Below are 26,343 nucleotides of genomic sequence, written 5' to 3'. Positions count from 1 at the left end.
ACGAAAATCACGCCTTCAAACTGAACAACGCCACCTGCGGCGTTTCGCTCACCCAGTAACCGCTCACCGACCAGCCAGCACGCGCCGCCAGTTTGGTGAAAGATTCGACGGTGAATTTGTGCGAGTTCTCGGTATGCAGACGTTCGCCGTCGCTGAAGTGGAAGGTGTGCCCGGCGACCTTGACCACTTGTTCGCGGCGGCTCACCAGATGCATCTCCATGCGCTCATCGGTGTCGTTCCACAACGCCAGATGGTCGAAGGCCTCGACGTTGAAGTCACCATCCAATTCACGGTTGATGCGGATCAGCAGGTTCTTGTTGAACCGCGCGGTCACCCCTTCGGCGTCGTCGTAAGCAGCGACCAGGATGTCAGCGTCCTTGACCAGATCCACGCCAACAATAAAGTGTGCCTCATCACCCAATAACGCGTGGGCCGAACGCAGGAACTTCACGGCTTGATCATGGGTGAAATTGCCGATGGTCGAACCGGGGAAGAACCCTACGCAGGTGTGCCCGGCAGCTTCGGCCGGCAATTGCAGCACGCGGCTGAAATCATCGATCAGCGGCGCGACCTTCAATTGCTTGTACTGCTTTTTCAGCAGCGCGGCTGCCTTCTTCAGCGCATTGGCGCTGATGTCGATGGGCACGTACAGCGCAATCTGTGGCGCGGCGTCGAGCAGCAGGCGGGTTTTCTCGCTGGCCCCGCTGCCGAACTCCACCAGAGCCGCGCCCTCTGGAATCGCATCGGCAATCTGTTGCGCAACCCGGGTCAGCAGACCGGTTTCGGCACGCGTCGGATAGTACTCGACCGTCTCGCAAATGTCCTCGAACAGCTCGGAGCCCGTGGCATCGTAGAAGTATTTGGGCGACAGGTTTTTCACCGGGGCCGACAAGCCGCCGATGACATCACGACCAAATTCACTGTCGTGGTTGTTCACCGCACCCGGCTGACGCGCATCCCGGGCCAGACGCAAACCGGAGAACATCCAGCGCTTGTCCGGGCCGAAAAAGTTGCGATAGGTCGAGCGGGTATGGCCTGGGGAGGTGATGCTGGCACCGCCACGCAAAACCATCACGTTGATCATGAACTTGCCGTTGTATTCGCCCACCGCGCTGTCCGCCGGGCGGAATCCCGGGTAGGCGTTGTACGCACTTTGTGTCCACTGCCAGGCCACGTTATCGACTTGTTCCAGCAGACCGGCTTCAGCGGCGGCTTCCCACTCGGCTTCGGTCGGCAGGCGTGCATCGGCCCATTGGGCAAACGCAGCGGCTTCGTAATAGCTGATGCTGATCACCGGAGCCGTCGGGTCGATGGCTTCCAGACCGCGCAAAGTCATTTGCCGCCAGCCCTGGTCGTCGTGCTGCCAATAGAGCGGGGCGTTCCAGCCGTTTTGCTGCACTACCGCCCAGCCGTCTGACAGCCATAGGCTGGCTTTGCTGTAGCCGCCGTCCGCCATGAAGGCCAGCCATTCACCGTTGGTCACCAGGCGGTCGCTGATCTCGAAAGATTGCAGGTAAGTGGTGTGTCTTGGGCCTTCGTTGTCGAAGGCGAAACCCTTGCCCTTGTGACCAATTTCGGTCAGCCCGCCCTTGAGCGGCTTGAACTGGCCGCGACGTCCGGAGAGGTCCATGGGCCAGCGCAGGTCATAGGCGGGCTTGAGCGAGGAGGTACTGAACAAATGCAGGATGTCCATCAGCAACAGTTCTTGATGCTGCTCCTCATGGGCCAGACCCAGCTCGATCAATTCGGCGGTGCCGTCGGGCAACGCCGACTCCAGCAAGGTACGCATGTGTTCATCGACATGCTTGCGGTAGTCCAGCACCTTGTCCACGGTCGGACGTGTCATCAACCCGCGTTGTGGCCGGGGATGACGGGGGCCGATGGCTTCGTAATAGGAGTTGAACAGGTAACCGAACGCCGGATCGAACGGGTGGTAGTCGACGACGTTTTCGGCCAGCAGAAACGTCTCGAAAAACCAGGTGGTGTGCGCCATGTGCCACTTGGCGGGGCTGGCATCAGGCATTGACTGGACGACCATGTCCTCAGGGCTGAGCGGTGCAATCAGGCTCTCTGTCCGGCTGCGAATAGTTTGGTAGCGCTTGAGAAGTGCGCTACTGGCAGGGAGGTCGCGTAGCTCGCTTAAGGTGCTGGTCATCAGGTTTTCTCTCCGGTGAATCGTCGTTCCGCTGGTCTGTCGATCCTCTGGTATTTCCAGAGGAGGCAGGGCTTCGTACGTTCTTTCCATGACCGAACCAGGGCGAAGTGCTTGTGCACCTCGTCCCGACCCGAAAAGCTATGATGCGTGACTGCTCGCAAACGCTGTATTCAGCCCTGTGCTCCTTGATTTCCGCCACTGTCGGGTACGTGTCTTCGTAGGTCCAGACCACGTTTTCGGCGGTCTTTGCGTCGGTGCTCAGGCTGAAATAATTGGCGTCACCCTTGTAGGGGCAATGAATTTGATGTTCGGTGCGCGCGTAATGTTCAACCCGAATGTCGGATCTCGGGATATAAAAAACCGCTGGATACTTGGCCTCTTCGAGTTTCACTGCTTTGTCGGTCTGCGCGACGAAGCGTCGGTATGCGAACCGTATACCCGCTGCATCCACGAACCGCGCCGACCAATTCCGACCATTCATGTCCGTGCACTACGGACCGGCCGTACCCGGGTTACAGCGAGGTCGACAACCTGCTCAAGTATGCGGATCAAGGCGGCTTTGTACCGGCGCCGGAAAACCTGTTCCGCACCGGCAACCCACTGGTGCAGGCGATCATCAAGAACTGGTCAGCGTGGGAGAACGGTGTTCCCGAGGCCTGAACACGGTCCTGTAGCAGCTGGCGGAGCCTGCGTTCGGCTGCGAAGCAGTCGTAAAAAGCCATAACTCGGTTTTGCAGGTGAATCGCGAGGCCGGATCTACGACTGCTGCGCAGCCGAACGCAGGCTCCGCCAGCTGCTACGGAAAACAGTGCCCATCACGGCAACAAAATCACCTTCTCGCCGCTGCCTTGATTCACCTCGTTATAACGCTCCAACCCTTCGGCCAGCGGTGATTCGAGCAGCCCTTCAGGCAACGGCAGCAGCCCTTCATCGAAGAACCGGCCGAACTGCTCGAGCATTGCCGCACAGGCCTCAACGCCGTACAACAACGAGTTGATCCCGACCACAGAACCACCCCGACGATACAACGCCAGGGCCGGCAACTGCACATGGCCGTCCACCGGCGCGGCAATGATTGCGATGCGCCCAAAGTTTGCCAGCGCCGGTACCGCCGACGGTAGCCAGAAACCCGTCGTGTCGAAAATCACATCGGCGCCACCGGCATAGACAGCGTTGACCTGGGCCGCAAGGTCCTCCGGCTTGTCCAGGTGGATCGCGTTGAAGCCTTGGGCCTGCAACGCCTTGACCTGTTCGGGACGACGGGCCGCCGCCAACACCTGTGCGCCACGAATCTTTGCCAGCGCCAATGCCGCGCTGCCGACGGCACCACTGCCAATCACCAGCAAACGAGTCTCGGCGGTGACCAGACTGCGCTCCAGCGCATCCCACGCCGTGGTGTAAGGCACTCCAAGGCTGGCGGCCTGGGCAAAGCTCAAATGGGTGGGTTTGCGCGCCACGCCCTTGGCTGAAAGGGTCACGTATTGCGCATGGGAGCCGTCGGCGAAAAAGCCCAGCTCTTTGCCCGTACCCCAGACTTCCTGACCGAGCAGCGCCTGCGGGCCTTCCACAACAACGCCTGCAAAGTCACGACCGGGAATCCTCGGCAGGGTGGTGTAAGGAAAGCGCCCCAGTACGTTCTTCACATCGCTGGGGTTGAGGCCTGCGGCTTTGATCTGCACCAGCACCTCACCGGTGCCCGGGACCGGTTTGGGCACATCGACGTATTGCAGCGCCGCGAGGTCGCCGGTTTTGCAGAATTGCAGTGCTTTCATGAGTGCCTCCATCAAAAAAATCCAGGGATCGAGCCGCGCGTTTCAGGACAACCAGCCAGCGACCACTTGCCGACCAATGGGCCACAACTGCTCGCCCGCCAACATGCCCAGCAGCCCCACCAGCGCGATGGCCGGTGGCGCGGGCGAGCGGAAGTCCAGCGCGCCGTAGAGCAGGCCAACACCCAGACCAACGGCCAGTGAAATAATGTAGTTCATGCTCAACTCCGTGCACGTGGTGTCGCAGCCATCAGGGCCGAGCGACGACGTTAAGATAGGCACAGAGTGTAAGAGCCGGTCGCCGAAGGGATCGGCCAAGTACTTCTGGTTGTCGGCCAAAAAGCGATGGCCCGACGGTTCAGAGCGAGAGGTCGCCCAACGGATAGTGCGACGGCGCCATGCCCAGTTCGCGACGGAACATGTCGCTGAAACTGCTCGGTGAATAGCCCAGAGAACCCGCAATCACGCTCACGGGCACCCCCTGAATCAACTCGGCCACCGCCGTTGCCAGTTGCACCTGCCGCCGCCACTCGGCGAAGCCCATACCCAGCCCGTCCTTGAACAGCCGCGCGAGGGTGCGCACGCTGGCGCCAGCGTTTTGCGCGTGTTGTTCGAAAGGAATATCCAGCGAAGGCGCCGACATGACCGCCTGACACACATTCATCAGACGCCGGTCGGAGTCGTCGGGCATGGGGATCTTCAGCACTGAACGCTTGGCGCGCTTGAGTTCCAGCAATGCCAGGCTGACCAACGCTTCGTAGTAATCCTGTTGCTGATCGTCACCCTGCTCCACCAGCCTGAGGATCAGCTCACGCAACAATCCGCCCACCTCGATCACCTGGACGCTGCTGTCCAGCGTCGCTGCCAATGCCGGGCGCAAGTAGATATTGCGCATCTGCAGATCCGAGACCACGCGGATCCCGTGCACCACCCCAGGCGGCAACCAGACCGCTCGTTGCGGCGGCACCACCAGCGCTTCGTTTGGCGTTTCAACCCACATCACGCCGCTCATCGCATACAGCAACTGGCCCCAGACATGCTCGTGCGGTTCGATATACAAACCACGCGCATAGGTGCGCGACAAAGGCTGCACGGGCACATCGGTGTCACTGAGATCAGGGGGAACAGCAAGGGCCATGGCGAAAAATCGGGATCGTTTGAAGGATGCCCCATCGTAGCGAGGCATCGGGATTGTTGCCACTGAGGCGCGCATCGAAAACATCACATGGCGGCCGACAGATAAACGTTTCCCGTGAGCGAATCGCAGCAGGGTTCGCCACACTCCACGGCGAGTCAATCAGCCGCCAGCAAATGGAAGTGGAGCCGCGCCAGACTCCACTTCAGTCTGCACTGTCAGCCATGGGCGCCCTTGGCACACTTGCAGCCGGTTGAAGCGCAAGCCTCTCCATTTGCGTGATGATCGGCACACGCCTGGCAGCAATAGTGCTTGCCGTGGCGGACGATGGAATGCTCGCCGACTTTGCAGGTACAGCTTTTGCAGGCGCAGGTGTCATCTTTCATGAGTTTGACTCCATTGTTGTGGTCGTCGAAGCGTGGCCTCAAAAGCCACACGTTAAGCCGTGACCGCCCGCGCCGAAGCCGGGTTCCGGAAGTCTTACAGGCGGTTTTCATTCATGGATAAGCGTAGTCGACTGTGACGCAGTGACTGATAAGCACTGTCGAGCCAGCAGCTGCACAATCAACCCGCTATTGGCCGCACTGATCACCGTAAACACCCCCCCGGCCAACAGACGAGTGGGCAGTCGATTGACGAACGGCGTAGCAGCTGCCGAAGGCTGCTGCTACGGGGAATGTATTGAACCTGAAGTTCCTTAATTGACCGGCATTGCGGCCAGCCCTTCTCCACAAGTGATCGATTCCACGCACAGCATGCGCGGCACTCAGAACAACATACTGGAGTGATTCGCTACGCCCATGGGATGATCGCCTCCACAGCGCGATTACCCTGGAGAGTTGGAATGTCATTGTTCGGTAAGAAAGCCATCGTTTTATTACTGGCAGCCGCGGCCAGTTTCGGCGCCATGAGCGTTTACGCGGCCACCCAGCCAGCAGCAAAAACCTCGACCGCGCAAAACGTCTCAACCCTGGACGGTAAATTCACCTTCAACCTACCCGCAGGTTTTGAAGCCAACCCATTGCCCCCTGGTGAATCAGCCAACGGCACCGCCGGTGCGATAGGCACCATGTACACCAACCAAGCCAGCAAAACCGTGGTGCTGGTCGCTGAAAATGTCCGCACCGATGGCGTGCAGACCAAAGACAACGACAGCGAATTTCTCGACGGTGCGGTTGAAAGCTTCCTCCAGAAACAAAGTGCGGCATTGCCTGACTTCAAGAAACAAGACGAAAAGAAACTGACCATCAAAGGCCTTGGCCTGCGCCAGATCGACAGTGCAGCAACCATGGGCGGCGGCAAAACCCTCGGCACTACTTTACTGGCGGGCTCCGGCAGTCGCAGCCTGGTGATCCAGATCATCTCGCGCGCCGATGACCCGACCGGACACACGGCGCTGGTCAAGCAGATTACCAGCGAAAAATAAGCAGAATGGGAGTGGCAAACGCCGCTCCACTCTCACGGATTGAGCTTGAGCAACCAGCTGTTCAAATCCTGCATTTCGGTTGCGCTGATGGTGTGGCCAATACCCGGATAGGCATGAAAATTCGGGTTCAACGCCAGGCTTTGCAGCAAGCTATTGGCATCGCTGCCATCGGTATACGGAAGCCGCTGATCGGCGGTGCCGTGGCCGATAAAAATCGCCAACTGCTCAAGGTTTTTGTCGGGTTTAAGCTGAGACTTCAACACCGGTAACACTTTGCCGCTCAGCGCCGCGATCCCCCCTACGATCTCTGGATGACGAAGGCCAACCTCGTAAGACATGATCGCCCCCTGGCTGAATCCCACCAGAAAGACCTTGTCGCTTTGGGTGTGATATTTCGCGGTGGCCTGGGCGATGAAGTCGACGATCAGCTTGGCACTGCTGTTCAGGTCAGCGGTTTCGCCATCGTATGCACCCTCGCCTTTTTTGTGAAACCACTGATAGCTTTCCCCATCCAGCGCTTGCGGCGCCCGCACAGAGACATAGGTGTACTGCTCGGGAAGTTCATCTTTGATCCCGAACAAATCCTCCTCATTGCTGCCGTAGCCATGCAGAAAAATCACCAGCGGTTGATTGCGTGAATCGGGGGTGGCTTGCTCCAGATACTCCAGCGGCAAATCGGTATGCAACAGGCTTTGCGCCTGCGCGGCGGTGGATGCCAACAGCAGCGCCATGGCCAGAAACTTGAACATATATCTTCCTATTACTGCGCAGCGGATTCGCGCCAGAGCCTATCATCGTGAAGGTGGATCACGAAGGGGCTTCAAGTCTCGGGCCCCATCGCGGGCAACACAAATCTCCACCCGCCCTGATCAGCGTTGCCCTATGCCCTCAATCATTGGTCAACTTCCCTGTCCGAATCGCCTCCCGCCCCGCCACTTTCGCCAACCAGATCCCCGGTTGGGTATAGCGTCCGCGATCAATGGCAAACAACACGCCACTGGTCCCGGCGCAGACGATACTGACTCGGTCATTCAGCGGGTCGACCACCTCAAACAGTGCATCGCCCTTCTCGACCCATTCACCGGCGCCGCGCAGGAAGCTGACCACGCCGTGATGTGGCGGGAACAGATACTCGGTGCCTTCGAACGGCATGCCTTCGCAGCATTGGCTCGGGGCTGCGGGCCATTGGCCTGCGATGAAACCTTGTTCGGCGAGGAAGCCGAGGATGGCTTCGCAATTGGCCTGGGCCTGATCAATGCGGGTGTCGCCCATGCTGCCCAGTTCCAGGGTAGTGGCGAGGTTGGCCGGTGGGATCGCGGCGTGGGGGAATGCCTTCGCCAGTCGCAGCCAGGGCGTTGAGCAGGATTCGTCGAAGGAGCTACCGCCGGAGTCTTCGGCCAACAGCGCGACACCAGCCTGCAAACGTGCGGCCAGGGACTGCCATTGCGGCCAGTGCTGCGGCAGTGCGTAGAGGTGAATCGCCGCGTCGAAGTCGCAATGCAGGTCGAGGGTGATGTCGGCGTCGCAGGCGTGGCGCAGCAGTAACCGTTGCAGGGCTTCGAGTTGTGAGGTCGGTGCGGGCAAGTCGTCGAGCACCTGGCCCATGGTTTGGCGGATCAGCGCAATATTAGCTTGGGCGTCATTACCGAGCTGATCACCGATCAAGTCACCGACCGGACCGCTCAGTTGGTAGAAGGCGCGGTTGAAGTTTTTGCCGCTGCCCAGTTCGAAACGGCCCATATGGCTGCTCTGCAGGTGCTGGTCCAGACCGATGGGGTTGGCCACCGGCACCAGTTCAATGATGCCCTTGAGCTGGCCTTGGGTGTCGAGTTCGGTGAGGCGTTTTTTCAGCTCCCACGCCGTGCGCATGCCCGGTAGCTCGTCCGCGTGCAGGCTGGCCTGGATGTAGACCTTGCGGGTGCCGGCGCCGAAACGGAAGACGCTGAGGCTGCGCTCGGTGCCGAGGTGGCTCCAGGGGAGTGAGTGGTCGATGCGTTGCATGGGAGACTCCTGGATGGGGGGAGAGATGTGGCGCAGGATAATTCATACAGGCATAAAAAAGGGTGGCAGCCGCGTTAACGGTTACCACCCTTTTGATCGGGGAGATTACTCGCCGAACACGTCGAACTTGAAGTACTTGTCTTGCACTTGCTTGTACTTGCCGTTGGCGCGGACTTCAGTGATGGCGGTGTTGAATTTGTCCGCCAGCTCTTTGTCACCTTTGCGCACAGCAATGCCGGCGCCGCCGCCGAAGTATTTCGGATCGTTGTACTCAGGGCCCACGAAAGCGAAGCCTTTACCGGCGTCGGTTTTCAGGAAACCGTCATCAAGGTTGACCGAATCGGCCAGCAGCGCGTCGAGGCGACCGGAAACCATGTCCAGGTTGGCTTCTTGCTGGGAGCCGTAACGGACCAGGAGGATGCCCGCAGGCTGCAGCACTTCAGTGGCGAAGCGGTCGTGGGTACTGGCGCGCAGCACACCGACTTTCTTGCCTTTGAGTTCGGTCAGCGGGTCTTTGATGTCGGTACCGGCCTTCATCACGAAGCGCGCTGGGGTGTGGTAGTACTTCTCGCTGAAGTCGACGTTCTTCTTGCGGTCGTCGGTGATGGTCATGGACGACAGGATCGCGTCGATTTTCTTGACCTTCAGTGCCGGGATCAGGCCGTCGAACTCTTGCTCGACCCAGGTACACTTCACTTTCATCTGCTCACACAGCGCATCACCGATGTCCACGTCGAAACCGGTGAGTTTACCGTCGGGGGTTTTCATCGAGAATGGCGGGTAGCCGGCTTCGATACCGATGCGGATCGGCTTGGCATCGTCGGCCACGGCGGACAGGGACAACACGGACAGTGCCAGAGCACCGAGCATTGCTAGCTTTTTCATCTGTAGTTCCTTGGTGCGCAGGTTCTTATTGGGACATTTCGATTGGAAGGAATCGAAGTGACCGGCAGTCTAGAGAGGCGCACAGGGAGCAAATTGTGCAGATGCGACAATTAGTTATAAAAAAATAATGATCGTGTCACCGACTGAAACAGAGGAATTGCCGTGTCGAACAATCCGACCTCATTGAGCCTGATCCAGCACCATCCCGCCGAGGGCCCTGGCGCCATTGCCCAGTGGGCCAAGGCTCGCGGGCTGACGCTGAATATCTATCGCGCCGACCTCGGCGAGCTGCCGCCCGTCAGCGCCGCGCCGGTGATCATTTTGGGTGGGCCATACGAGTCCAACGCCGGGCCGGACTGGCTGGCTGACGAACGCAATTGGTTGGCCGCAAGCCTTGCCCTGGACGCACCGGTGTTCGCGATTTGCCTTGGCGCGCAACTGCTGGCGCGGAGCCTTGGCGGGGATGTGCGGCGAATGGCCGACACCGAGACTGGCTGGACCAAGGTGACCTTTGCCGATGGCAGGGTGTTGCAGGTGCTGGAATGGCATGAGGATGCAATCGAGCTGCCTCCAGGCGCTCGCTTGCTGGCCAGCAGCGCCCGGTGCGAGCAGCAAATGTACTCAGTCGGCCCGACACGAGTGGGTTTGCAGTTTCATCCGGAGTGGAACGCTGAGTCGGTGGCTGCACTCAATGCCCACTTCGCCGAGGAATCGCCGCTGCCCCGCGATCAGGATGACAGCGCCGCCTACGGACAAGTCTTTGACTGGCTGCAGGGGACGCTGGATGGGTGGTGGGCGGCTCAGCGGTCTGCCAGTTAAGTAGCTCCGCGATCTTTTTGGGCTATCAACATTCACACCCAATCACCGCACTGACCGGCCGCTCGACTGCGCCGGCCAGCTGGAAGCCTTCATCCAGCCAGCCCATGACACCGCCGATCATTTCCTTCACCGGGTAGTTCAGCGCCGCCAGTTTTACGGCGGCCTTGTTGGCGCCGTTGCAGTGCGGGCCGGCACAATAGACCACAAACAGCGTGGTTTTCAGGTACCCGGCCAACACCTCAGCCGTGATCAAGCGTCCCGGAACATTGAGGGCGCCAGGGACATGGCCGCGGGCGAACGCTAACGGACCGCGTACGTCCAACAGGACAAAATCGACGTCGCCCGCTTGTTGACTTCCATAAATGTCAGAACAGTCGGTTTCAAAGGTCAGGCGATTGCTGAAGTGCATCAGGGCAAGGGCTGACGGTGCGGCGGGGATGTCGCTAACCAGGCTGGTCATGGTGTTCTCCAGGGGGAGTGAGTGGGCGTGAGAAGACTGTATCTGCCGCACGGTTGTGGCTACAGTGGCGCACAAGACACTCACTGGTAACTTTCCGCCAAATGCACACTGAACCCGGATTAGTCGCGATTCTGGCCTATGACGGCCTCTGTACCTTCGAGTTCGGCATCGCGGTCGAGATCTTCGGCTTGCCTCGGCCCGAATTCGATTTCCCCTGGTATGAACACCGAATCGTCGGTGTGGATGAAGGACCGATGCGCGCCATGGGCGGTATTCAGGTAGTGGCCGACGGCAGCATGGAAATTCTGGAAACCGCCCGGACCATCATTATTCCCGGTTGGCGCAGCCGCACCGAGCCGGTGCCTGAGGCGCTGCTCGCGACCCTGCGAAAAGCCCATGCACGTGGCGCACGGTTGGTGTCGATCTGTTCCGGGGTCTTCGTGTTGGCAGCGACTGGCCTGCTGGACGGTGTGGGTGCAACCACCCACTGGCGCTACGCCGATGAACTGGCCGAGCGCTTCCCGAATATCCTGGTCGACCCCGATGTGCTGTACGTGGACTCGGGGCAGCTGATTACTTCGGCCGGCAGCGCAGCCGGGATCGATGCCTGCCTGCACCTGGTGGCGCGGGACTTCGGCACCCATATTGCCAATACCGTGGCACGGCGCCTGGTGATGTCGCCGCAGCGCACCGGCGGCCAGGCGCAGTTCATTCCGGCACCGGTCAGCCGCACGCCACGCAGTGACCTGTCACGGGTCATGCAATGGGCCCGCGAGCATCTGCATGAACCGCTCGGCGTCCGCGAGCTGGCCAGCCAGGCGGCAATGAGCGAGCGAACCTTTTTGCGGCGTTTCAGCGAAGCCACAGGTGCTTCACCCAAGTCATGGTTGCAACACCAGCGTCTGGCCCGCGCCCGCGACCTGCTGGAAAGCAGCAGCCACAACACCGACAACATCGCCCAGTTGTGTGGCTATCGCTCGGTTGAAAGCTTTCGTGTGGCGTTTCGCACCGTGGTCGGCCTCCCGCCCTCGGTGTATCGCGAGCGGTTTGGGCGGGGGGGGGGCGACAGCGTCGCTCTGCTGATCGGTGAGCCGCAGGGAGTTTGAGCAGTGGTTGAGTCAACGCGCCGGAGCCGATCATCGCTGAAGTTACCGAAAGCCTTCCGGGGCCTACACTGAATACAGGGTGACGGCCTCGCTGAAGCCGTGCCAGGAGGTGTGTTATGCGCGACATCACCTGGCCGTCCATGGAACTGCATTACGTACTCAAGCAGAACGACCAGACGCTTAGCCAGGCCGATGTCCACCTAAGCGACAAGTTCTATCTGCAGCGTCCCGGCCGGGCCGTCAGCAGTGACCGGCTCTACGCCGAAAAGGCCATGATCGCAGACTGGTTTCGCACTCAATTCAAGCGGCCAGCGTCTTAGCGATCGACATTGATAATCCATACCCTGCTCGCCCGATCCTTGACCTGTATCGGCAGAGGGCGCACAAGGCAAACCTGGGAGTTCTGTCATGTCCATTCCTCTGCTCGCGACCCTTGCTGTACTGGCAACCCTGGCCGGTTGTGCCCCCCAACAAGAACAGATTTACCGGGACCAACCGCTGGTCGCGCGGGTCAAGGAAGGCATGATCAAACAGCAGGTCCTCGACATCGGCGGCCAACCTGCGGCGGTGAGCAAGCGCACGGTAAACCCCGGGACATGCCTCGACTACCAACTCATTCAGAGCGGTCAGCAACAGGCCTACCATGTCAGCCTCGATGCAACCGACAAGGTAGACCACAAGGGTTTTCTCAGCTGCGCCGGTCGGGAAAGCCTGGAACAGGCCGCCAAAGAACGCGCCGAGCACAGTGGCGGGGGCTATTAAGCCGGTAAAACCGTGGCGCGCGGAGACTTCAATCAGTCGGTCACTGGTTTATCCCTGCGCTATCGGGTCTGGGTGATTAATCGCGTAATGATCTGCTTCAGCTCAGGATGTTGCGGAACACGGATGCCGAACTCGCCTTGTAGCAGCTCGATCATCTCATCAGCCTCAGTGAGCTGCCGTCGTTCACTCTCATGTCCCATACGATGGAGGGCATAGCTGCCGTTGTTAAGCGTTCGGCGCAGCCCGTCCCCCGTCCTCGCCACCCTCAACTGCCCAAGAAACGGCGAGTCCTTATGCGTCGAGACGTACCAGTTGCCCACCTCGTAATCGATAGCTGACTGCCGCTGCAGATCAAATACATAGAGGGCGCGCCAATCGCCGGAGACCTTCACACGAAGGGTATAACTGCCTTCCTGATGCGTTATGCGGTACGGCTCATGGGGCGTTGCCTGCTCTTCTTCGGTGTCCAGCCGAAGTGGCGAGGTGGGCACCATGCCGCCAAAACCGACGTCGGAGATATAGCGGGTTCCGTCCAGCGTCAGCAAACTCAGGCGATGAGTGCGGGCGGTCAAAGCGTCCTCAGGACCGCCCATCACCACACGTCCGGTAATGCCTCTCGCCTCGAATCCAAGCTGTTGAAGCAACGCCAGGAACAGGTTGTTGAGCTCGTAGCAATATCCTCCGCGCCCCTCCTGCAGGACTTTGCGTTCCACCGACGCAAGATCGATTGGAACCGGAACTTGTAACATCGTAGAAAGTGTTTCAAAGGGGAAAACGCTGGTGTGGCGTAGCTGAAGCTCGCGCAATGTTTCCAGCGTCGGTGGCGGCGGCGCGGCGTAGCCCAGGCGTTGCAGATACACATCAACGTTGGTCAGTTGTGGTTGGCTCATGACTTAGTCCTTATGCATGGGGTCTCAAGGACGGCTCTAATCATCTGGTCGAGTTTTGATGGATGGAGAACGCCTCGTTGCTGGGCGCCAGGTATAAGTCATAAGTGCGCAGGGCCGACAATTGATTTATCCAATCACATCGAAAGCAAAACCAATCGTTCAGTCGTATTCGGCTTCCTGGTGCTCTCCCAGCAGACGCCGTTGTCGCGGTGTGGCGGCGGCCAGCACGGCTGGGTTGAAGCACCAATGCAGGTACGGCGCGAACTTCTGCGCCACCATTCGTCTGCCGTAATGCACCTGCAACAGGTAACGCGTGCGGTCGAGCGTCCGGTTGCTGCTGCCGGCGTGCCACAGTTCGCTGCGAAACATCAGGACATCGCCGGCCCGGCACAGTACCGGCTGAGCCGAGCGGCCCTGCCACTGGCTTTCGCCGACGATGGGCGGTCGCCCGGCTCGGTGGCTGCGGGGGATCACTTGGGTGGGGCAGAGATCGGCGTCGATATCGTCGAGATAAAGGTGCGCAGTGCAGATTTGCATCGGCAACGTGAAGGCCGGATCGGACAGCAAGCTTTGTGGCAGTTCCATCACCAGATAGTCCAGATGCAACGCAGAGCCGACGAAACCGGGATGGCAGCGCCAGGCAGTCTGGCCGATCACATGGCAATCGGCGCCAAGGGCCACTTCGGCCAGCTCGATAATGGCGGGCAAGTCGAGGAACGGTAGCCACAACGGGTCCCGATTGAACACACACTTGTAGTGCTCGAGCAGGCCGCTGTAGTCCCAGTGCTGTGGCTCAAGGCGATCAATGGCATCGCGCAGGGTTTCAATCTGGGCGCCATTGAGCACCCCAGGCAGCAGGACGAAACCTTCTCTATGCAGGGCCAGCAGACGGTTGGAGGTCAGAAATGGTGAAAAATCGGTGGTGGCCATGGCATGCACTCCGGCAAGCGCGGATGACTCCAAGCATATTGCACGGCGCGCAGTGTTTGGTCACGCAACGGAAGAGGATGCCTTTAGTCTCTTCAAGTCAACCGGATGGGTTCCCTGCAATATACTTAAAAGGTCATTACCCTCGATGCGACGCGCAATCGTGTTCGATGTACCCCGTGCAGCGTGTCGAGTGGTCGTTCACGCAGGTCCATCGCCTGCCTTCGTATGAGGAGAACATCATGACCCGCAAATACATCGATTGCCGCGAATTTCCGAGCGAAAGCAAATGTTCGGTCGCGCTGTCGGCAGACTCCGAAAAAGAATTGCTCGAAGTGGCCACACAGCATGCCGTCATGGCTCACAAACATACCGATTCGCCGGAACTACGCGCACAACTGAAAACCCTATTTCACGACGGCACGCCGCCCCTCGAAGCACCGCGCCCCGCCTCTGCAAAGAAATAAATAAACAACATGCGAGATCAGGATGACGAGGCCCACGCTCAGATTAACGATCGTCACACTCGCCGGGACCCTGGCCTATCTGGGACTGGCCATTCTCGGCGAGGGAGGATTTGCCGCGTTCTTTGCACACGGGGCCTTGACCGCTCTTACCCTGGTACTCTTCGCGCTCTATGTTGCGGGGCTCTTCTCTGAAGGAAATCTCAGCTCCGGAGAGTACGAAGATCGCTCCAACCGCTGGGTCATTTTCGCCATTTCGCTGATCGGATTGCTCAGCGCCTATCTACCGGCCTATACCGATCGTAAGGATCTATGGACGTTGGGTACAGAGGCGATGCGCTGGTTTGGGGTCGTGCTCTTCGCCGTCGGTGGAGTGCTACGACTCTGGCCGGTGTTCGTGCTGGGTCGACGCTTCAGTGGGCTGGTCGCCATCCAGCCGGGGCATCAGTTGGTCACTGGCGGCGTGTATAGCGTCATTCGTCATCCCAGCTACCTCGGTTTGCTCATAAACGCGCGGGGATGGGCGCTGGCTTTTCGCTCCGTCATCGGCGTGCTGCTCACCGCGCTGTTGCTCCTGCCGCTCATCGCACGCATACGCGCCGAAGAAGCCATGTTGAGCAGGCACTTCGGCGACGAATACGCGGCCTACCGTGCCCGCACCTCGCGGCTGATTCCCGGAATCTATTAAGGCGATCTTCCGCCCTCTACCTGATAACCGCCGCGCCCCCCCTGGACGCTACCCCTTCACGAGTCCTTGGCTACTCGGCTTTCTTGCGGTAAGCCATCGAGTCATCGATACGTTTGAGTATGTAGTCGCCCGCGGCTACCGGCGGATACAGGCTCTGCGCCGGGTCGATACCCAGATCGCAGGGATCGACTCTGGCGCTGTAGGTCGGGTCGTAGAACGTCGCGATGGAGTAGCGCTCATGGCCTGAAGAGTTGATCACCCGGTGCAGGGTCGAACGAAAACGATCGTTGGACCAATGCGCCAACAGGTCTCCGACGTTCACCACCAGGCTGCCCGGAATCGGCGTGGCCTCGATCCAGCGATTGGAGCCCAGCTCACGCACCTGCAAACCACCGCTGTTGTCTTGATAGAGCAAGGTGATGCAGCCGTAATCGGTGTGAGGGGCCACACCGAACTGGTCCGCCTCGGCTTGCGGTGGTTGTGGCGGGTAATAGACCATCTGCGTGCGTTGCAGGGGCTTGGTGTATTTATCCGTGAAGAAGCCTTCTTCGATACCCAACCCCACCGCCACCGCCCTCAACAGATCCGCACCGGCCTTGCCGATTTCCGAGTAGTACTCAGTCAATGCGTCACGCAGCGGCGGCATGAAGGCCGGCCACTGATTCGGTCCACGCAACGCCTCACCGGCGAGGACACAAGGATCATCCTCCGTCAGCTCCAGGCCAATACTGAAGAACTCCTTGTGATCGGGCTTGGTGGCTTCATACATGGTCGCCCCACCCAGCGCATGCCAGCCGCGATGCCGCTTGTTCACCGCCACCTGGCGCTTGACCTCAGTCGGATAGGCAAAGAACTGCCCGGCTGCCGACATGGCTCTGTCGATCACCGTTTGCGGCACGCCGTGATTGATGATGTAGAAGAAGCCGGTTTCGCTACAGGCTTTTCGAATGGCGTCACCGGCTCGACGAATACTCGCCTGATCACCTTCGCGGACACCGGACATATCGATCAAGGGCAGATTGGTGCTAGAGGTCATGCTCACTCCTGAGTACATCGTGCATACAGCAGCGGGATGAAGGTTTCGCCAGCGAATGACGAACCGGTATATACAGGATAAAGCATTTACTGTGCCGCCCAACCAGGCACTCACCGGTCAGCCTCGGGCTAAAGCGAATATCACTTTTCAACAGCTGCACAAGACCGCAAACAACCTGTTACCTATCGGTTTCCCTTCGCCCCAGCAGGGGGCAGAGAGACCCCATTTGGTGCAACCTTTGGTTACAGCGCTGGACAAAGAGAAGACCTTGATTCTCTTTCCGTCTTGGATAAACAAGGTCTGAGACGCTGGTCAGCGACCGAAACCGGAATTCTGGCCTGCATTTTGCCTTACCTGTATATACAGGAGCATATAGCTACCCTATTTCCCACCACCCTGACCTCAGGACACTCTCAATGCACGCATCGCTGCAGCTCAAACCCGGCCAACTCTCCCTCGATCAATTGCGCGCCATTTACCAGTTGCAAAGCCCTTTCGAACTGGACCCGGCCGCACGCGACGTCGTCGATGCCAGTACTCGTACGGTAGACGACATTATCGCCAACCAGCGCACGGTGTACGGCATCAACACGGGTTTCGGCCTGCTGGCACGAACCTCCATCCCCACCGAGTCACTGGCCAAGCTGCAACGCAACCTGCTGCTGTCGCACTGCACTGGCACCGGCCCGTTACTGGATGACGCCAGTGTCGGCCTGATCATGGCGCTCAAAGTCGGCTCCCTTGCCCGTGGCTTTTCCGGGATCCGCTGGGAGGTCATTCAGGCCCTGAGCAAACTCTATACCGCCAAGGTTTATCCGTGCATACCGTCGCAAGGGTCCGTCGGCGCTTCGGGCGATCTGGCACCGTTGGCGCATATGTCCGCAGTGCTGATCGGCGTCGGCCGGGTGCGTCATGAAGGTCGTGAAATGGATGCCGTCGAAGGCCTGGCGATTGCCGGCCTGGAACCGATGGTGCTGGGCCCGAAGGAAGGCCTGGCGCTAATCAATGGCACCCAAGTGTCGACGGCGCTGGCCTTGCGTGGTCTGTTCGCCTGCGAAAAACTGTTCAGCGCTGCGGTAGTCGCCGGCAGCCTGAGCGTTGAAGCGTTGAAAGGCTCGGACGTGCCGTTTGACCCACGGATCCAGGCGGTTCGCGGACAACCGGGGCAAATCGACGTGGCATTGTTCTACCGCGAACTGCTGGCCACGAGCGAGATTCGCGAATCCCATCGCGACTGCGACCGGGTGCAGGACCCGTATTCGCTGCGCTGCCAGCCTCAGGTCATGGGTGCTTGCCTTGACCACATGCGTTTCGCTGCCGGGGTGTTTCTGCGTGAAGCCAACGCCGTCTCGGATAACCCGCTGGTGTTCTGTGCCGACGGGGACGTGCTCTCCGGCGGCAACTTCCACGCCGAACCGGTCGCCATGGCTGCCGATGTACTGGCCCTGGCCATTTCAGAAATCGGTGCGCTGTCAGAGCGCAGAATCGCCCAACTGGTTGATCCGGCACTCTCGGGTCTGCCAGCCTTTCTGGTGCGTGAAGGCGGTCTGAATTCCGGTTTCATGATCGCTCAGGTCACCGCTGCCGCCCTCGCTTCGGAGAACAAGACCCTCGCACATCCAGCGTCGGTGGATAGCCTGCCAACCTCGGCCAACCAGGAAGACCACGTCTCGATGGCGACCTTTGCGGCACGTCGTTTGCTGGACATGGCAGGTAACAGCAGCGCAGTGGTCGCCATCGAACTGCTGGGTGCCGCTCAAGGGGTGGACTTGCATGCGCCTTTGCAGACCTCGGAAAAGCTCGGCGAAGTGCTGACGATGATTCGCCGCGAAGTCGCGCACTACGATGAAGACCGCTATTTCGCACCCGACATCGCCGCTGCACGGGCCTGGGTCGAAAGCGCAGCGTTCACTCGCTGGTTGCCTGCTGAACGTCTGTACGCCTGATTTGTACAACCCGGCTCTGTAAACCCTGCTCTGTAAACCTGAGCAGAACCCGTTCGCTGCGGCGTTGCTGCGGCGAACACTTATTTTTTCGTAGCCGATGGGAAATGCCATGCGTCGCTATTATTCAGGCCCCGACTTTCGTCGAGCACAGAGCATTGCCGAATTGGCGGCGATGGCCCGTCAACGCTTGCCACATTTCGCCTGGGAATACCTGGAGGGCGGTGCCGAAGAGGAGCTGACCTTGCGCCGCAACCGTCAGGGCTTCGCTGATATCGCGCTGCTGCCACAGACCCTGGTGCCCTGCTGCGTGACGCAACCCCAGCGCTCGCTGTTTGGCCGAGAGCTGCCGCTGCCCATCGCCATCGGCCCCACCGGCTACAACGCCATGCTCTATCGCGATGCCGATATTCACCTGGCCCGCGCCGCGACGGAGCGCGGCCTGCCCTTCACACTGAGCACCGTTTCCACCAGCTCACTGGAGCAAGTGGTGGCGGCGGTGCCTGAAGTGAATCTCTGGTTCCAGCTGTATTGCCTGCGTGATCCCAAGGTCCAGGAAGACCTGCTGCAACGCGCTGCCGCCGTGGGCTGCAAAACCTTGTTGTTGACCAGCGACGCGGTGCTGCTGGGCAATCGGGAGTGGGATAAACGCAACTTTGTCCGCCCCCGGCAACTGAGCCTGCGCAACAAGTTCGACGTGCTCAATCATCCACGCTGGATGGCCCAGACGCTGTGGCCCCATGGCCTGCCAAACCTGGGCAACATCGAACGCTATCTGCCAGCCGAGCAACGCACGATCGAAGGCGCCGCCCATTTCATCGGCTCGCAAATGGACACCGGGCTCGATTGGGATTCCCTCGCCCGTCTGCGCGACCGCTGGCCACAACGGTTGTTGCTCAAAGGGGTGTTGCACCCGGCAGATGCCGAGAAAGCCGTTGCACTGGGCCTCGATGGGCTGGTGGTGAGCAACCATGGTGGTCGGCAACTGGACGGCGTTCCCGCCAGCATCGACTGCCTGCCAGCGATTGCCGCCGTGGCCAAAGGCAAACTCACACTGCTGCTCGACAGTGGCATACGCCGTGGAACTGACATTCTCAAAGCCTGCGCCCTCGGTGCCGATGCAGTTTTACTCGGGCGCGCTACTTTGTATGGAGTCGCTGTCGGTGGACAAGCAGGCGCCGGCCATGCCCTCGACCTGCTCGCACAAGAGTTGCGCCTGGCCCTGTCATTACTCGGTACGCCGGACCTGAACCAGCTCGACCGTCGCCAGTTGTGCGCGACGCCATCCACTTCCTTCACCGTGAGTTGAACCGATGAACGATCTGCAACAGACCCTCGAACAGTTGCGCCAGGCGCTGGGTGATGCCGCGGTAGTGACCGGCGCCGATATCAGTCAACGGCACTACAGCGACTGGACTGGCCATGCACCGGCCTGCCCTGCCGCGCTGTTGCTCCCGCGTACCACGGAGCAGGTCGCGAGCGCCTTGCGCATCTGCAACAACGCAGAGCAATCGGTGGTCCCCCAAGGCGGGATGACCGGGCTGGCGGGCGGCGCAGTGCCTCGTGAGACGGACATTGCCCTGTCCCTTGAGCGCCTGCGCGGCATCGAAGAAATCGACCCGGCGGCGGCGACCATCAGCGTCTGGGCCGGCACCACCCTGGAGAAAATCCAGCAAGCGGCGATCGAGGCCGGTTTTCTGTTCCCGCTGGATCTCGGCGCCCGTGGCTCGTGCCAGATTGGCGGCAACATCGCCACCAACGCCGGCGGCAATGCGGTGATCCGCTACGGCATGACCCGTGATCTGGTACTCGGGCTGGAGGTGGTCCTGGCCGATGGCCGGGTACTCAACCTGCTCAACAAAATGATCAAGAACAACTGCGGTTATGACCTGAAACAGTGCTTTATCGGCAGCGAAGGCACGCTTGGGGTGATCACCCGCGCGGTATTGAAACTGGCCCCGACACCGGGCGAAACCACCACCCTGCTCTGCGCCCTGCCCGATTACCCCAGTGCGGTCAGCTTGCTGCGCCGGGTGCAGCATAGTGTCGGTACTCCGCAAGCCTATGAACTGATGTGGCAAGACTTCTTTCGCCTCGGGGTTTCCTGGCTGGAAAACCCGGCCGCGCCGATGTCGCTGGATCATCCGCTGTATGTGCTGCTCGAGTCCGCCAGCCCTCGGGAGCTACTTGAACAGACGCTGGAAGAAGCCTTTGCCGCCGGTGAAGTGGTTGACGCCGTATTGGCCAGCTCCCAGGCCCAGGCCCGGGCCCTCTGGAAGATCCGCGAAGCGACCGGCGAATTTCCCCTGCGCATGACTCCGTTGAACTTCGACGTCAGCCTGCCCATCGGCCTGATCGGCGACTTCGCCGAACGCTGTCGCCAGCGTCTGGAGCAACGCTGGCCGGGTAACCACAGTGTGTACTTCGGCCACATCGGTGACAGCAACCTGCACCTGACCGTCGACTGCGCCTCTTTGCCCCAGCCCGCCCCCATCCTTGAGGTCGAGGAGCTGGTCTATAGCGCTGTCGGCGAACTGGGCGGCTCGGTCTCGGCCGAACATGGCATCGGCCTGCTCAAGCGCGAGTTTCTCCATCACTCGGTCAGCCTCGAAGCTCGCCAGGCGATGCAGCAACTCAAGGATTGCTTCGACCCCAAGGGCATTCTCAACCCGGGGAAAATCCTCGGTTGAGTTCACATTCAAGCTGTATATACCGCTATGGCACGTTAACTGCTGTAGCGGTCATGAATCACCCGCAACACATAACTAGAACCCACACACACCATAAGCCTCGCTGCACCTGATGAAGGAGTTACACCATGCAACTCGATTCTCTGTTCAGTAAAAAATTCAACGGTCTGTGCATTGCCTTGACCCTGGCTGGCGCCTGCATGGCGGCCCAGGCCGATCAGCTCGCCGATGTAAAAAAGGCCGGTGAACTGGTGGTCGGTACCGAGCTGCAATTTGCACCTTTCGACTTTACCGAGAGCGGCAAACAGAAAGGCCTGAACGCCGAGCTGTTCGAGCAACTGGGCAAAGAGTTGGGGGTCAAGGTCAGGTTCATGGACCTGCCATGGCCAAGTGTATTGCCAGGGCTTGAAGCCAAGAAATTCGACATGGTCGCGGGGCCCATCATCATCACCAAGGCGCGTAAGGAGCGTTACCACTTCGTCATGCCGGTAGCCGAGGCAACGGTAGCGTTGCTGGTCAGCGCCAAGGACAGCCCCATCAGTAAACCTGAAGACATCGCCGGCAAAGCCGTAGGCGCAGGTAAAGGCTCGGCGCAGCTCGAAGAACTGAAAACCTTCGCCGCCACCCTGCCGAAAAAAGTCGATGTGCGTGAGTACATCGACAACAACCAGGCCTACGCGGAGCTTGGGACCAAACGCATCGTTGCGGTCGCCAACTCTCTGCCGAACATTTCCTACGTCGCCGCCCAGCATCCGGACAAGTACAAAGTGGTGATGCCTCCATTCGGCAAGAAATCCTACTTCGCCTACCTGGGGCGCAAGGATGACGACGCCAACAGCCTGATCGCCGCCCTCGATACCGCCATGCTGAAAATGCACGATGACGGTCGTCTCGCCGCCCTGCAAAAGAAATGGCTGGGTACCGAAATGGATGTACCAAAAGCTGACTTCGACCCTACCTGGTAAACCGGGTTTGCGGGTTCGATGAACGGATCGCCGGCTCAGCCGAGCCGGCGATTTATCCATGCTGGAGGCACGACGATGTTCGATTGGCCTTTACTGCTGCAAAACCTGCCACTGCTGCTGGACAGCCTGCTGGTGACCCTCGAGATATCCGTCGCGGCACTGGCCTTTGGCTTTGTCATCGGCGTTATCGTCGGCAGCTTGCGTCTTTCGCCCCTGCCGGTGCTCAGACGTCTGGGTGGCGCTTATATATTCGTGTTCCGCGGCATTCCGCTGCTGGTGCAATTGCTGTTCATTTATTACTTCCTGCCGCGTATCGGCCTGCCCAACGTTTCACCCATGGTGGCGGCGGTGATCGGTCTGTCTCTGGCGGCGGGTGCGTATATCGCTGAAATCATGCGCGGTGGCTTTCTCGCCATCCCCGGCGGTCAGCTGGAAGCCGCCGGCCTGCTGGGTCTGAGTTCAGGGCAAATGCTGGTGCGCATTCGCGTCCCTCAAGCCGTGCGCCTGACCCTACCGGCACTGGTCAATGAAATGATCCTGCTGATCAAGGCTTCGTCACTGGTGTCGGTGGTGGGTCTGGCCGACCTGACCCGCACGGCGCAGAACATTGCGGCCAGTGACTACATGTTCGTTCAGGACTACCTGATGCTGGCCGGCTTCTATTGCCTGATCAACATCCCGCTGGCGTTTTTTGGTGGCCAGCTGGAACGTCATCTGAAGGAGCGCACCGCATGATCTTTGACCCCACGATCATCACCAACCACCTCGCAGATATCGGCCAGGGCTTCATGGTCACCCTCGGTACCTGGTCTTCAGGTGTGGCGCTGGGTCTGCTGCTGGGCCTGTTGATTGCCGTTGCCCAACTGTTCGGCAACAGCCTGGTTCGCGTGCCGTTACGGGCGTTCATCGAGATGATTCGAAGTACGCCGTTTCTGGTCCAGTTGTTCCTGGTGTATTACGGCGGCCCGTCTTTCGGGCTGAGCCTGGACCCCATTCCGGCGGGCATTCTCGGTTTGGGCATTTATGGCAGCGTCTATTTCGCGGAAATTTTCCGTACCGGTTTTGAGTCCGTCGCCCGTGGACAACTGGAAGCCGCCGACTGCCTGGGCATCAGCCGCCTGCAATGCATCATGCGCATCCAGATTCCGCAAATGCTGGTGATCATCCTGCCGGCGCTGGTCAATCTGGTGACCATCCTGTGCAAGGAGACCGCCGTGCTGTCGATCATCACCATCCCCGAACTGACCATGGTCCTCACCGGCATCGGCTCGGAAACCTTCGCCTTTGTCGAAACCCTGCTGGTGCTGTGCATCGGCTACCTGCTGCTGGTGGAAGCCTGTTCACGGTCGGGCATGCTGCTGGAAGTACGTGTCGGGCGTTTCATGCAGAAGCAACCGCGATGAACGACCTCCTTTCTGCCGCGGTGGACCTTCGCGCGAAACCCGTCCCTTCGACGCCAACAGCCCCACCACACTCATCCGCATTGAAACAAACAGGTGAAGCGATGAAGACTCCCAAGGCACTCTCCGACAATAGCGAGCCGATGCTCAAGCTGCACAACGTCGGCAAGAGCTTCGGCACTCTGCGCGTACTCAAGGGTATCGACTTGCAGGTCCGGCATTCTGAAGTGGTGTGCCTGATCGGCCCCTCAGGCTCAGGCAAAAGCACCCTGCTGCGCAGCATGGCGTTCCTCGAAGAGTACGACGAGGGCGAGATTTATATCGAAGGCCAATTGCTTGGCTGGGTGCCGGAAAACGGCAAAGGCCGCAAGCGCGCGGCGCAGTCGCAAATCAATCTGGTGCGGCGCAATGTCGGCATGGTCTTCCAGCAGTTCAATCTGTGGCCGCACATGACCGCCCTTGGCAATGTCAGTGAAGCCTTGTTGCGCGTACGCAAGCTGTCTGCCGATGACGCTCGGCAACGGGCCATGGCGATGCTCGATAAAGTCGGGTTGGCCCACAAGGCTGCGGCCTATCCGGCGCAGCTTTCCGGTGGTCAGCAACAGCGCGTGGCGATTGCCCGGGCGCTGGCGATGGAACCGCACATCATGCTGTTCGATGAACCCACTTCTGCCCTCGACCCGGAACTGGTCGGCGAAGTGCTGCAGGTCATGAAAACCCTGGCCAAGGAAGGCATGACCATGGTGGTGGTCACCCATGAGATGGGCTTCGCCGCCCAGGTTGCCGACTCAGTGGTGTTCCTCGATCAGGGCCAGGTGGTCGCTCACGGCACGCCCCGCGAAATCTTTCACAACGCCGAACAGCCGCGTCTGCAGCAATTCCTGCAGAACTACCTGGACCGCAACGCCTTCTGGCAAGACACCAAAGAGATCAGCCCTGTATGAATTCCAACGATCTGAACCTGTTAGCCCGCCCCGAAGTCCGCGACCTTGCCAGCTACAACGCCGGCCTCAGCACTGAAGCGGTGCGCAAACGCTTTGGGCTGACTCGCGTGGCCAAGCTCGGTAGCAATGAAAACCCTCTTGGCCCGGCGCCAGCCGTCGCAGCAGCAATGACCCAGGCCTGCTCGAGCATCGCCCTGTACCCAGACGCCAATTGTCTGGAGCTGCGCGCCGCGCTGTCTGAAAAGCTCGGGATACCCGGTAATCAGTTGGTGTTCGGTAATGGCTCTGAAGACTTGCTGAGCGTTATCAGTCGGGTCTTTCTCGACCATGACGATGAAGTCGTCACGGTGGTGCCCTCCTTCGGTCTGCACTTCATTTACCCGATCGCGGCCGGTGCGCGTGTTCTGGGTATCCCGATGACGGCCGACGGGGCCTTCGACGTGCCGGCGATGATCGATGCGCTAACTCCGTGCACTCGTCTGCTGATGTTCTCCTGCCCTTCCAATCCGGTTGGCTGCACCCTGGACGCCGACGAACTGCAACGACTGCTCGCCGCACTCCCACCACAGTGCTTGCTGGTGTTCGATGAAGCCTATTACGAATACGCCCGATTCGAGGCCGACTACCCGGATTGCCTGGGCTTGATTCAGGCCAGCGGCAAACCGTTCATTCTGTTGCGCACCTTCTCCAAAGCCTATTCCCTGGCAGGTTTGCGAGTCGGCTACGGCATCGTCAGCGATCCGTTGCTGGCCGATCTGATCGACCGTCTGCGCACGCCCTTCAACGTTAACCGCGTAGCGCAAGCCGCTGCGGTTGCGGCACTGGCCGACGATGAACATCTGCAAACTACCCTCGCGCATGTCGCCCGCGAGCGTCGGCGGCTGGTGGCGGCCTTACAGGAGCTGGGCCTATCAACCGCGCCGTCCATGGCCAACTTCCTATACTTCACCACCGCCTGGCCTGCCGAAGTCATCAACCAGGCGCTGCTACGTGAGGGGGTGATCATCAAGCCCTGGCGCGAAGCCGGATATGCTCAGCACTTGCGGGTATCCATAGGAAGCTGTGAGGATAACGACCTTTTCCTGACAGCCCTGGCAAGAGTACTTGCCGTACAAGAGACGCGGACCGACTGATGATTAAAAATGCACCGCAAGCCCTCTATCGGCGCGCGAAGGACTTTGTGCAAGGCAAGCTTCGCGCAGGTGTCTGGAAACCCGGCGACCTGATCCCTTCGGAAAACCGTTTGGTGCAGGAGCTGGGCATGTCGCGCATGACCGTCAACCGGGCATTGCGTGAACTGACCGAAGAGGGTCATCTGGTGCGAATCTCGGGCGTCGGCACCTTCGTGGCTGAAAGCAAACCGCAATCGAACCTGCTGCGAATCACCAACATCGCCGACGAGATCATCGCCCGGGGTCACAGCTACACGTGCCACGTCCTGCACCTGGGACGCGAGGCGGCCTCGATGCCGGTGGCCGCCGCCCTGGCGCTGACCACCGGCTCCTCGGTTTTTCATCTGATCTGTGTGCATTGCGAAGAAGGTGTACCGGTGCAGCTCGAGGATCGTTACGTCAATCCCGAGTTGGTACCGGAATTTCTTCAGCAAGACTTTGGTGAGCACCTGCAACCGGCGAGGTACCTGTTGCAGGTCATCAAGCCCGATGAAATGGAGCATATCGTCGAAGCCAGCCACCCCAGCAGTGATGAAAGCAAGCACATGCAAATCGATGCCAACGAACCTTGTCTGGTCCTCATGCGTCGAACCTGGAGTCAGAGCAAGATCGTCACCTATGTACGCCTGATCCATCCCTCCTCACGCTATCGCCTGGGCAGTCGCATGCCGGTGAATGGCGCGCACAGAGACAGTTGAGTCCTGAC

The 26,343-nt window shown here is 59.9% G+C and carries 28 protein-coding genes and 2 pseudogenes; 17 read left to right on the top strand and 13 right to left on the bottom strand.

From position 1 onward, the window contains the following. Positions 1 to 7: 7 nt before the first annotated feature. Both egtB and ACZYSM_RS20680 read right to left on the bottom strand, forming a co-directional pair. The gene (gene egtB, locus ACZYSM_RS20685) at positions 8 to 2,155 is read right to left on the bottom strand and encodes an ergothioneine biosynthesis protein EgtB (RefSeq protein ID WP_489074042.1); all 2,148 of its coding nucleotides are present in this window, start codon (positions 2,153 to 2,155) and stop codon (positions 8 to 10) included. Next, positions 2,112 to 2,636 (bottom strand): DUF427 domain-containing protein, encoded by a 525-nt coding sequence (locus tag ACZYSM_RS20680; protein WP_489074040.1) that lies wholly within the window; start codon positions 2,634 to 2,636, stop codon positions 2,112 to 2,114. Before ACZYSM_RS20680 ends, egtB begins: the two co-directional genes overlap by 44 nt. Before the next feature lie 14 nt (positions 2,637 to 2,650). Between ACZYSM_RS20680 and ACZYSM_RS20675 the strand changes: the two are divergent. Continuing rightward, positions 2,651 to 2,815 (top strand): annotated as a pseudogene (locus ACZYSM_RS20675) (purine nucleoside permease); the annotation flags it as partial. A gap of 155 nt (positions 2,816 to 2,970) precedes the next feature. Here ACZYSM_RS20675 and ACZYSM_RS20670 read toward each other — a convergent pair. The 4 genes from ACZYSM_RS20670 to ACZYSM_RS20655 form a co-directional block, all read right to left on the bottom strand. Next, positions 2,971 to 3,927: a quinone oxidoreductase family protein gene (locus ACZYSM_RS20670; RefSeq protein WP_489074038.1), complete on the bottom strand. Its 957-nt coding sequence runs from the start codon at positions 3,925 to 3,927 to the stop codon at positions 2,971 to 2,973. Positions 3,928 to 3,969: 42 nt separating this feature from the next. Next, positions 3,970 to 4,143 carry a DUF1427 family protein gene (locus ACZYSM_RS20665; RefSeq protein ID WP_489074036.1) on the bottom strand — a complete coding sequence of 58 codons (174 nt, stop codon included), beginning with the start codon at positions 4,141 to 4,143 and terminating at the stop codon, positions 3,970 to 3,972. Between the two features lie 139 nt (positions 4,144 to 4,282). Further along, positions 4,283 to 5,062: an AraC family transcriptional regulator gene (locus ACZYSM_RS20660; RefSeq protein ID WP_489074034.1), complete on the bottom strand. Its 780-nt coding sequence runs from the start codon at positions 5,060 to 5,062 to the stop codon at positions 4,283 to 4,285. 215 nt (positions 5,063 to 5,277) lie between these two features. Further along, positions 5,278 to 5,445 (bottom strand): metallothionein, encoded by a 168-nt coding sequence (locus tag ACZYSM_RS20655; protein WP_489074032.1) that lies wholly within the window; start codon positions 5,443 to 5,445, stop codon positions 5,278 to 5,280. Positions 5,446 to 5,903: 458 nt separating this feature from the next. Here ACZYSM_RS20655 and ACZYSM_RS20650 point away from each other — a divergent pair, with 458 nt between their 5' ends. After that, positions 5,904 to 6,485, top strand: a complete 582-nt coding sequence (locus ACZYSM_RS20650; RefSeq protein ID WP_489074030.1) for a DcrB/PsbP domain-containing protein — start codon at positions 5,904 to 5,906, stop codon at positions 6,483 to 6,485. A 32-nt stretch (positions 6,486 to 6,517) separates the two neighbouring features. Here the strand turns inward: ACZYSM_RS20650 and ACZYSM_RS20645 are convergent, their stop codons facing one another. The 3 genes from ACZYSM_RS20645 to ACZYSM_RS20635 form a co-directional block, all read right to left on the bottom strand. Next, positions 6,518 to 7,234 (bottom strand): alpha/beta hydrolase, encoded by a 717-nt coding sequence (locus tag ACZYSM_RS20645; protein WP_489074028.1) that lies wholly within the window; start codon positions 7,232 to 7,234, stop codon positions 6,518 to 6,520. A 139-nt stretch (positions 7,235 to 7,373) separates the two neighbouring features. Next, entirely contained in the window at positions 7,374 to 8,486 is a 1,113-nt protein-coding gene (locus tag ACZYSM_RS20640) for a succinylglutamate desuccinylase/aspartoacylase family protein (RefSeq protein ID WP_489074026.1), read from the bottom strand. 105 nt (positions 8,487 to 8,591) lie between these two features. After that, positions 8,592 to 9,371, bottom strand: coding sequence for an ABC transporter substrate-binding protein (locus tag ACZYSM_RS20635; protein WP_489074024.1), 780 nt, complete (start codon positions 9,369 to 9,371; stop codon positions 8,592 to 8,594). A gap of 162 nt (positions 9,372 to 9,533) precedes the next feature. Here ACZYSM_RS20635 and ACZYSM_RS20630 point away from each other — a divergent pair, with 162 nt between their 5' ends. Next, the gene (locus tag ACZYSM_RS20630; RefSeq protein ID WP_489074022.1) at positions 9,534 to 10,190 is read left to right on the top strand and encodes a type 1 glutamine amidotransferase; all 657 of its coding nucleotides are present in this window, start codon (positions 9,534 to 9,536) and stop codon (positions 10,188 to 10,190) included. A gap of 25 nt (positions 10,191 to 10,215) precedes the next feature. Here ACZYSM_RS20630 and ACZYSM_RS20625 read toward each other — a convergent pair whose 3' ends face one another. Next, positions 10,216 to 10,650 carry a rhodanese-like domain-containing protein gene (locus ACZYSM_RS20625; RefSeq protein ID WP_489074020.1) on the bottom strand — a complete coding sequence of 145 codons (435 nt, stop codon included), beginning with the start codon at positions 10,648 to 10,650 and terminating at the stop codon, positions 10,216 to 10,218. A 101-nt stretch (positions 10,651 to 10,751) separates the two neighbouring features. Here ACZYSM_RS20625 and ftrA point away from each other — a divergent pair, with 101 nt between their 5' ends. From ftrA to osmE, 3 genes and pseudogenes are all read left to right on the top strand, one after another. Then, on the top strand, positions 10,752 to 11,756 hold the full coding sequence (gene ftrA / locus ACZYSM_RS20620) for a transcriptional regulator FtrA (protein WP_489074018.1): 1,005 nt from the start codon (positions 10,752 to 10,754) through the stop codon (positions 11,754 to 11,756). A gap of 116 nt (positions 11,757 to 11,872) precedes the next feature. Then, a pseudogene (locus ACZYSM_RS20615) lies at positions 11,873 to 12,076 on the top strand (DUF3016 domain-containing protein); the annotation flags it as partial. A gap of 88 nt (positions 12,077 to 12,164) precedes the next feature. After that, the gene (gene osmE, locus ACZYSM_RS20610; RefSeq protein WP_489074016.1) at positions 12,165 to 12,518 is read left to right on the top strand and encodes an osmotically-inducible lipoprotein OsmE; all 354 of its coding nucleotides are present in this window, start codon (positions 12,165 to 12,167) and stop codon (positions 12,516 to 12,518) included. 59 nt (positions 12,519 to 12,577) lie between these two features. Here the strand turns inward: osmE and ACZYSM_RS20605 are convergent, their stop codons facing one another. Both ACZYSM_RS20605 and ACZYSM_RS20600 read right to left on the bottom strand, forming a co-directional pair. Further along, a complete protein-coding gene (locus ACZYSM_RS20605) occupies positions 12,578 to 13,408 on the bottom strand; it encodes an arylamine N-acetyltransferase family protein (protein WP_489074014.1) in 831 nt (276 codons plus the stop codon). A 159-nt stretch (positions 13,409 to 13,567) separates the two neighbouring features. Beyond that, positions 13,568 to 14,338 (bottom strand): phytanoyl-CoA dioxygenase family protein, encoded by a 771-nt coding sequence (locus ACZYSM_RS20600; protein ID WP_489074012.1) that lies wholly within the window; start codon positions 14,336 to 14,338, stop codon positions 13,568 to 13,570. A 239-nt stretch (positions 14,339 to 14,577) separates the two neighbouring features. Here ACZYSM_RS20600 and ACZYSM_RS20595 point away from each other — a divergent pair, with 239 nt between their 5' ends. Then, on the top strand, positions 14,578 to 14,802 hold the full coding sequence (locus ACZYSM_RS20595; protein ID WP_489074010.1) for a DUF1059 domain-containing protein: 225 nt from the start codon (positions 14,578 to 14,580) through the stop codon (positions 14,800 to 14,802). 22 nt (positions 14,803 to 14,824) lie between these two features. Further along, positions 14,825 to 15,487: a methyltransferase family protein gene (locus tag ACZYSM_RS20590; protein ID WP_489074008.1), complete on the top strand. Its 663-nt coding sequence runs from the start codon at positions 14,825 to 14,827 to the stop codon at positions 15,485 to 15,487. A 70-nt stretch (positions 15,488 to 15,557) separates the two neighbouring features. Here the strand turns inward: ACZYSM_RS20590 and ACZYSM_RS20585 are convergent, their stop codons facing one another. Then, positions 15,558 to 16,523 carry an isopenicillin N synthase family dioxygenase gene (locus tag ACZYSM_RS20585; protein WP_489074006.1) on the bottom strand — a complete coding sequence of 322 codons (966 nt, stop codon included), beginning with the start codon at positions 16,521 to 16,523 and terminating at the stop codon, positions 15,558 to 15,560. Between the two features lie 416 nt (positions 16,524 to 16,939). Here ACZYSM_RS20585 and hutH point away from each other — a divergent pair, with 416 nt between their 5' ends. The 9 genes from hutH (at position 16,940) to hutC (ending at position 26,335) form a co-directional block, all read left to right on the top strand. Continuing rightward, the gene (hutH, locus tag ACZYSM_RS20580; RefSeq protein ID WP_489074004.1) at positions 16,940 to 18,469 is read left to right on the top strand and encodes a histidine ammonia-lyase; all 1,530 of its coding nucleotides are present in this window, start codon (positions 16,940 to 16,942) and stop codon (positions 18,467 to 18,469) included. A 109-nt stretch (positions 18,470 to 18,578) separates the two neighbouring features. Beyond that, positions 18,579 to 19,775 carry an alpha-hydroxy acid oxidase gene (locus tag ACZYSM_RS20575; RefSeq protein ID WP_489074002.1) on the top strand — a complete coding sequence of 399 codons (1,197 nt, stop codon included), beginning with the start codon at positions 18,579 to 18,581 and terminating at the stop codon, positions 19,773 to 19,775. A gap of 4 nt (positions 19,776 to 19,779) precedes the next feature. Beyond that, positions 19,780 to 21,156, top strand: a complete 1,377-nt coding sequence (locus ACZYSM_RS20570; RefSeq protein WP_489074000.1) for an FAD-binding oxidoreductase — start codon at positions 19,780 to 19,782, stop codon at positions 21,154 to 21,156. Between the two features lie 128 nt (positions 21,157 to 21,284). Continuing rightward, positions 21,285 to 22,121, top strand: a complete 837-nt coding sequence (locus tag ACZYSM_RS20565; protein ID WP_489073998.1) for a transporter substrate-binding domain-containing protein — start codon at positions 21,285 to 21,287, stop codon at positions 22,119 to 22,121. A gap of 75 nt (positions 22,122 to 22,196) precedes the next feature. Next, the gene (locus ACZYSM_RS20560; RefSeq protein ID WP_489073996.1) at positions 22,197 to 22,856 is read left to right on the top strand and encodes an amino acid ABC transporter permease; all 660 of its coding nucleotides are present in this window, start codon (positions 22,197 to 22,199) and stop codon (positions 22,854 to 22,856) included. Next, positions 22,853 to 23,524: an amino acid ABC transporter permease gene (locus tag ACZYSM_RS20555; RefSeq protein WP_489073994.1), complete on the top strand. Its 672-nt coding sequence runs from the start codon at positions 22,853 to 22,855 to the stop codon at positions 23,522 to 23,524. The genes ACZYSM_RS20560 and ACZYSM_RS20555 overlap by 4 nt, the downstream gene beginning before the upstream one ends. A 140-nt stretch (positions 23,525 to 23,664) precedes the next feature. After that, positions 23,665 to 24,465 carry an amino acid ABC transporter ATP-binding protein gene (locus ACZYSM_RS20550; RefSeq protein ID WP_489074108.1) on the top strand — a complete coding sequence of 267 codons (801 nt, stop codon included), beginning with the start codon at positions 23,665 to 23,667 and terminating at the stop codon, positions 24,463 to 24,465. Beyond that, on the top strand, positions 24,462 to 25,598 hold the full coding sequence (hisC, locus tag ACZYSM_RS20545) for a histidinol-phosphate transaminase (protein WP_489073992.1): 1,137 nt from the start codon (positions 24,462 to 24,464) through the stop codon (positions 25,596 to 25,598). Before ACZYSM_RS20550 ends, hisC begins: the two co-directional genes overlap by 4 nt. Further along, positions 25,598 to 26,335, top strand: a complete 738-nt coding sequence (hutC, locus tag ACZYSM_RS20540; RefSeq protein WP_489073990.1) for a histidine utilization transcriptional repressor HutC — start codon at positions 25,598 to 25,600, stop codon at positions 26,333 to 26,335. Before hisC ends, hutC begins: the two co-directional genes overlap by 1 nt. Positions 26,336 to 26,343: the final 8 nt, after the last annotated feature.

The sequence above is a fragment of the Pseudomonas sp. F220 genome, from assembly GCF_057813935.1.
Note: the sequence above shows the minus strand (reverse complement) of the source record. Positions and strands in the feature narration are given on the sequence as shown.

What these genes read in the sequence shown, in the direction of transcription:
- ACZYSM_RS20625 (WP_489074020.1), bottom strand. Translation starts at nt 10,650, where the DNA reads ATGACCAGCCTGGTTAGCGACATCCCCGCCGCACCGTCAGCCCTTGCC.
- ACZYSM_RS20635 (WP_489074024.1), bottom strand. Translation starts at nt 9,371, where the DNA reads ATGAAAAAGCTAGCAATGCTCGGTGCTCTGGCACTGTCCGTGTTGTCC.
- ACZYSM_RS20590 (WP_489074008.1), top strand. Translation starts at nt 14,825, where the DNA reads ATGACGAGGCCCACGCTCAGATTAACGATCGTCACACTCGCCGGGACC.
- ACZYSM_RS20565 (WP_489073998.1), top strand. Translation starts at nt 21,285, where the DNA reads ATGCAACTCGATTCTCTGTTCAGTAAAAAATTCAACGGTCTGTGCATT.
- ACZYSM_RS20645 (WP_489074028.1), bottom strand. Translation starts at nt 7,234, where the DNA reads ATGTTCAAGTTTCTGGCCATGGCGCTGCTGTTGGCATCCACCGCCGCG.
- hutC (WP_489073990.1), top strand. Translation starts at nt 25,598, where the DNA reads ATGATTAAAAATGCACCGCAAGCCCTCTATCGGCGCGCGAAGGACTTT.
- hisC (WP_489073992.1), top strand. Translation starts at nt 24,462, where the DNA reads ATGAATTCCAACGATCTGAACCTGTTAGCCCGCCCCGAAGTCCGCGAC.
- ACZYSM_RS20575 (WP_489074002.1), top strand. Translation starts at nt 18,579, where the DNA reads ATGCGTCGCTATTATTCAGGCCCCGACTTTCGTCGAGCACAGAGCATT.
- ACZYSM_RS20670 (WP_489074038.1), bottom strand. Translation starts at nt 3,927, where the DNA reads ATGAAAGCACTGCAATTCTGCAAAACCGGCGACCTCGCGGCGCTGCAA.
- ACZYSM_RS20585 (WP_489074006.1), bottom strand. Translation starts at nt 16,523, where the DNA reads ATGACCTCTAGCACCAATCTGCCCTTGATCGATATGTCCGGTGTCCGC.
- ACZYSM_RS20605 (WP_489074014.1), bottom strand. Translation starts at nt 13,408, where the DNA reads ATGAGCCAACCACAACTGACCAACGTTGATGTGTATCTGCAACGCCTG.
- ACZYSM_RS20555 (WP_489073994.1), top strand. Translation starts at nt 22,853, where the DNA reads ATGATCTTTGACCCCACGATCATCACCAACCACCTCGCAGATATCGGC.
- ACZYSM_RS20665 (WP_489074036.1), bottom strand. Translation starts at nt 4,143, where the DNA reads ATGAACTACATTATTTCACTGGCCGTTGGTCTGGGTGTTGGCCTGCTC.
- ACZYSM_RS20550 (WP_489074108.1), top strand. Translation starts at nt 23,665, where the DNA reads ATGCTCAAGCTGCACAACGTCGGCAAGAGCTTCGGCACTCTGCGCGTA.
- ACZYSM_RS20560 (WP_489073996.1), top strand. Translation starts at nt 22,197, where the DNA reads ATGTTCGATTGGCCTTTACTGCTGCAAAACCTGCCACTGCTGCTGGAC.
- ftrA (WP_489074018.1), top strand. Translation starts at nt 10,752, where the DNA reads ATGCACACTGAACCCGGATTAGTCGCGATTCTGGCCTATGACGGCCTC.
- hutH (WP_489074004.1), top strand. Translation starts at nt 16,940, where the DNA reads ATGCACGCATCGCTGCAGCTCAAACCCGGCCAACTCTCCCTCGATCAA.
- ACZYSM_RS20595 (WP_489074010.1), top strand. Translation starts at nt 14,578, where the DNA reads ATGACCCGCAAATACATCGATTGCCGCGAATTTCCGAGCGAAAGCAAA.
- ACZYSM_RS20650 (WP_489074030.1), top strand. Translation starts at nt 5,904, where the DNA reads ATGTCATTGTTCGGTAAGAAAGCCATCGTTTTATTACTGGCAGCCGCG.
- ACZYSM_RS20640 (WP_489074026.1), bottom strand. Translation starts at nt 8,486, where the DNA reads ATGCAACGCATCGACCACTCACTCCCCTGGAGCCACCTCGGCACCGAG.
- osmE (WP_489074016.1), top strand. Translation starts at nt 12,165, where the DNA reads ATGTCCATTCCTCTGCTCGCGACCCTTGCTGTACTGGCAACCCTGGCC.
- ACZYSM_RS20680 (WP_489074040.1), bottom strand. Translation starts at nt 2,636, where the DNA reads ATGAATGGTCGGAATTGGTCGGCGCGGTTCGTGGATGCAGCGGGTATA.
- ACZYSM_RS20600 (WP_489074012.1), bottom strand. Translation starts at nt 14,338, where the DNA reads ATGGCCACCACCGATTTTTCACCATTTCTGACCTCCAACCGTCTGCTG.
- ACZYSM_RS20570 (WP_489074000.1), top strand. Translation starts at nt 19,780, where the DNA reads ATGAACGATCTGCAACAGACCCTCGAACAGTTGCGCCAGGCGCTGGGT.
- ACZYSM_RS20655 (WP_489074032.1), bottom strand. Translation starts at nt 5,445, where the DNA reads ATGAAAGATGACACCTGCGCCTGCAAAAGCTGTACCTGCAAAGTCGGC.
- ACZYSM_RS20660 (WP_489074034.1), bottom strand. Translation starts at nt 5,062, where the DNA reads ATGGCCCTTGCTGTTCCCCCTGATCTCAGTGACACCGATGTGCCCGTG.
- egtB (WP_489074042.1), bottom strand. Translation starts at nt 2,155, where the DNA reads ATGACCAGCACCTTAAGCGAGCTACGCGACCTCCCTGCCAGTAGCGCA.